This is a genomic window from Streptomyces sp. NPDC051051, from assembly GCF_040682975.1.
Lineage (GTDB): Bacteria > Actinomycetota > Actinomycetes > Streptomycetales > Streptomycetaceae > Streptomyces.
In genome coordinates this window covers 1-4,265 of the sequence record NZ_JBFBCB010000120.1, presented here as the reverse complement: position 1 = coordinate 4,265, position 4,265 = coordinate 1, and the positions used below count along the sequence as shown (strand labels likewise).

The window sequence follows — 4,265 nt, the reverse complement described above, 5'->3', positions numbered from 1 at the left end:
GGGGCGACCCTCCGCCTTGCGATCGCACGCACCAGACGCCGCCGGGCCTGCCCTTCGGGCAGACGACGCTACTTTCGAAACACGCCCTAGCCGTCCCCGGCCGCCGCCCGGCGCTCCCGCCACTGCCGTACGACCTCTTCGACGTCGTACGGCTTCATGCCCAGCGGGGGGCCGGGCGGCGGCTTGAACATCATGTCGCGGAGCTTGACGTTGACGTCCGTGACGATCTTCCGGACGATCCGCTCCGACGGTGCCGCGTACGCCGCGGCGAGGGCGTCCTCCGCCTCCTTGCGCAGTGCCAGCGTGGGAGGCAGGACCGAGAGCCCCTCACGTGCCATCTTGCGCCTGACCCACCACAGTTCGTCGTAGGAATTCTCGAGCTCCGGGTCCAACGGCCTTCCCGCACCCGCAAGTTGATCGAACTCGCCACGCCGCTCCGCCTCCTGGATCTGCTTGTCGACCCAGGATTCGAACGGGACGCCGGGTGGCTTTCGCTCGGTCATGCGTCCATTGTGCCGGACGCGGCGGGGCCGGGCGATTTAGTATGCGGCGGCTGTGCACGCACAGTTCGGACGCTGTCGGACAGACATCTCTTGAGGAGCGCACGTGCTCGAACTCACCATGGCCACCGTCTCCGGGACGGAAGAGGGTGCCACGGCCGGCATGCTCATGGCTGACGCGCCCAGCGAGCCGGGCGCCGTGCTGCGGGTGGGCCGGGACAAGTCCGTGTGCCGCCTGGTCACACCCGAGGAGTGGCTGTTCGTCTCCCGGGTCCACCTGGAGTTCCTGTGCGGCCCCGAGGGTGTCTGGCAGGTCAGCTGGCTGCGCGGCTCCCAGCCGGACCCGTCCTCCGAGGTCCGGCTGGTGGTCGGCGAGTACGCCCAGACCATCGCCTACGGCGGGACCGTGCAGCTCCCGCGGGGCGGCAACGGGGAGATCGTCATCACGGACCGCACCGGCCCGCGCAGCGTCAACGTGGGCTTCTACCACGAGGCCTGAGGGCGGGGCGTGACCCCACCGGTCCGGGGTCCAGGAGCCGGAAGAGGCCCGGGGCTACGCCAGCACGCGCGCCAGGGCGAAGCCGTCGTAGCCCTTGGCGCCGACCATCTGGATCGCCGTACCGCTCAACCTCGGGTGCGCGCCGATGAGCTCGAGCGCCTCGCGGGTGCCCCGCACGTCTTCCGCGCCGCCGTCCGCGTCCACCACCCGGCCGTCCCGTACGACGTTGTCGACGACGATCAGGCTGCCGGCGCGGGTCAGTCGCAGCGCCCACTCCACGTAGTGGGCGTTGTTGGCCTTGTCGGCGTCGATGAAGACCAGGTCGAAGGGCGGCGGGTGCTCGTCCGCCAGCAGCGGCAGCGAGTCCAGGGCCGCGCCCACCCGCACCTCGACCCGCTCGTCCAGGCCCGCCCGCGCGATGTTGCGCACGGCGACCTCCGCATGCTTCGGGCTGTACTCCAGGGAGACGAGCCGGCCGTCGGCCGGGAGGGCTCTGGCCAGCCAGATGGTGCTGTATCCGCCGAGTGTGCCGATCTCCAGGACGGTGCGGGCGCCCTGGATCTCCGCGAGGAGCTGGAGCAGCTTGCCCTGGTTCGCCGTGACGTTGACCGGCGGCAGCCCGGCCGTCTCGCTGTCGCGCAGCGCGGCCGCGGTCACCTCGTCGTCCGGGGCGAGGTGGGTGGTGAAGTAGGCGTCGACGGTGTCCCAGATTTGCGACTCGTCCATGCGCTCTGCCTCCCGGTCGTGACGGCACTTGTCGGAAACGCTGATCAGTTCGTCAACGCCGCGCACCGTGCCCGAGTTCCCGTCCGCCCGGACCCCGCGGGACCGGCGTCGGCGGGAACCCGCCGGTCAGCGCCCTCACCGGCCCCCGTCGCCCGGTCCGGCCCGGCGGATCGCCCCGCGCCGCGCGGAACCGGTCCCCGCCCCGCGCACTATCGTCTTCCGGACAAAAGGAGAACGGACGTCAGGTGAAGGCGGGACGGCCCGCGTCTTCGTCGGGGGGTGCCGCGAGCCTCATAGGGTTGGTGGAGAGGGCTCGTGAAGCAACCCCACGAGGGAACGTGCGGGACCTACGGGGCGGGAGGCCTACGAGGCGTGGCGAATGCGGAGCACAGCGGGCGACCGGCAGAACCCTTCGGAGCGACCGCGGCCGGCACGGCGAGAGCACGCCTGCGCGTGGCCCGCCTCGGCCTCTGGCTGGTCGCGGCCGTCCTCGCCGTCCGGCAGGTGGCCGTCGTCCTCGGCACCCCGCGCGGAGAACGGCTGACGGACCTGGAGACCTGGGTCGGACCCGACGGCGTCCTGCACGTCAACGGTTCGCTCTACGACTCGACACGCTTCACCGGCTCCCCGTTCGGGGGACTCGTCCTCAAGCCCCTCACCCGGGCGGCCGAACAGGCTCTCGGCTGGGGCTGGACCTTCGGCACCCTGCTGCTGGTCGTCGCGCTCGGCCTGGTCGTCGCGCGGGCCCTGCCGCAGCCGGTGAGCAGACGCACCTCGCTGCTGGCCGCGCCCGTCGCGATCAGCCTGCTGATGCTGTCCCTGCCCGTCCGCAACACCCTCTGGCTCGGCCAGACCAGCATCATCCCCGTCCTGCTCGTCCTGCTCGGCTGCTTCGTCGTGCGGGGGCGGCACGCGGCCGGTGCGCTGATCGGCCTGGCTGCGGCCCTCCAGCCGACCGTCCTGCTGTTCGCCGCGCTGCTGTGGTTCACCGGCCGGCGCCGGGCCGCCGCGGCCGCGGGTGCCTCGTTCCTGGCGTGCACACTGCTGGCCTGGGCGGCGATGCCGCACGACTCGTACACCTACTGGGTCCACCACATGGCCGGCGTGGGCCTCGGCGGCGAGGCGGACGCCCTCGGCAACCAGTCCCTGCACGGCGCCCTGCTGCGCCTCGGCCTGTCCGGTCCGCCGGAGATCGCGCTGTTCCTGACGCTGGGCGCGGCCGTGGCCGTCCTCGGCGTCCGCCGGGCGGTGCGGTACGCCCGCGACGGCCAGCTCCTGCTCGCGGTGTCGATCACCGGCTGCGCCGCCATCGCCGTGTCCCCGACGACCTGGCAGCACCAGCTCCTGTGGCTCCTGCCGGCGGTGGTCGGGCGGGTCGGCACGCGGGCCTCGGACCGTTACGTCTGGCCGGTCGCCGTCGTCCTGGTCATGACCCTCCCGGCGAAGATGATGCTGCCGGACATGGCGGTCCTGTACCCCCTGCGCGACAACGTCGTCCTGCTGGCCGCGCTGGCCGCCGCGACGGTCGTGCCCTTCCTGCCGCGCACCTCCCCGTACCACCGCACCCCGGTCCCGACGCAGTACGCCGCCCCCGTCCCGGCCCGCTGGAAGCGCGTCCCGCTGCAGCTGTTCCCGCGCCGGGTCCTCACCCGCCCCAACCTCCTGCTGGAACTCCTGCTCATCCGCGTCACCTACGCGGCCTACCAGCAGGTCCGGCTGGCGGCGACGGGCGGCACGATCTCGGGCGGACGCCGGCGGGCGGAGGCCCACGGCCGGCAGATCCTCGACATCGAGCGCTTCCTCCACATCGACATCGAGCACTGGGCCAACCACGCGGTCGTCGAGGCTGGCCGGCTCCGCGACTTCTTCGACTTCTACTACACGTCGTTCCACTTCGTGGTCCCGCTGTCGGTGCTGGCCGTCCTCTACCGGCGCCGCCCCGTGGACTACCGCTGGGCCCGCTCCTCCCTCGGCTTCGCGACCCTGCTCGCCCTCGCCGGCTTCTGGCTCTACCCGCTGGCCCCGCCGCGCCTGATGCCGGGCCTCGGCATCATCGACACCGTCCACGGCGTGCAGGACTTCACCCAGCCCGACTACGGCACGCTGACGTCCCTGACCAACCAGTACGCGGCGATGCCCTCCCTGCACTTCGGCTGGTCCCTGTGGTGCGGCATGGTGATCGCGATCGTCGCCCCGAAGTGGTGGATGAAGGCCCTGGGCCTCCTGCACCCCCTCTTCACGGTCTCGGCGATCGTGGCCACCGGCAACCACTGGGTCCTCGACGCGGCGGGCGGCGCCGTCGTCGTCCTCGCCGGCTTCGGGCTGGCGTACCTGCTGCAGGGACCGCGGGCGGGGTCGGCGGAGGCGACGCCCCCGGGGGAGGACCGCCGGGTGGAACCGGAGAGGGAACGGACGGCGCGCGCCTGAACAGGGGCGAGGTCCATCCGGGCTAGGGCGTGTTTCGAAAGTAGCGTCGTCTGCCCGAAGGGCAGGCCCGGCGGCGTCTGGTGCGTGCGATCGCAAGGCGGAGGGTCGCCCCG

4 protein-coding genes are annotated in these 4,265 nt (G+C 72.5%); 2 read left to right on the top strand and 2 right to left on the bottom strand.

Annotation, left to right across the window (positions count from 1 at the left end):
* Positions 1–86: 86 nt before the first annotated feature.
* Positions 87–503 carry a DUF1992 domain-containing protein gene (locus AB0N31_RS36245; RefSeq protein WP_366062798.1) on the bottom strand — a complete coding sequence of 139 codons (417 nt, stop codon included), beginning with the start codon at positions 501–503 and terminating at the stop codon, positions 87–89.
* 103 nt (positions 504–606) lie between these two features.
* Here AB0N31_RS36245 and AB0N31_RS36240 point away from each other — a divergent pair, with 103 nt between their 5' ends.
* Positions 607–999 (top strand): hypothetical protein, encoded by a 393-nt coding sequence (locus AB0N31_RS36240; protein WP_366062797.1) that lies wholly within the window; start codon positions 607–609, stop codon positions 997–999.
* A gap of 54 nt (positions 1,000–1,053) precedes the next feature.
* On the opposite strand, the gene AB0N31_RS36235 is transcribed toward AB0N31_RS36240, so the two are convergent.
* Positions 1,054–1,725, bottom strand: coding sequence for an O-methyltransferase (locus tag AB0N31_RS36235; protein ID WP_366062796.1), 672 nt, complete (start codon positions 1,723–1,725; stop codon positions 1,054–1,056).
* Positions 1,726–2,097: 372 nt separating this feature from the next.
* Between AB0N31_RS36235 and AB0N31_RS36230 the strand changes: the two genes are divergently transcribed.
* Positions 2,098–4,152, top strand: coding sequence for a bifunctional glycosyltransferase 87/phosphatase PAP2 family protein (locus tag AB0N31_RS36230; RefSeq protein ID WP_366062795.1), 2,055 nt, complete (start codon positions 2,098–2,100; stop codon positions 4,150–4,152).
* The last annotated feature ends 113 nt before the right edge of the window (positions 4,153–4,265 follow it).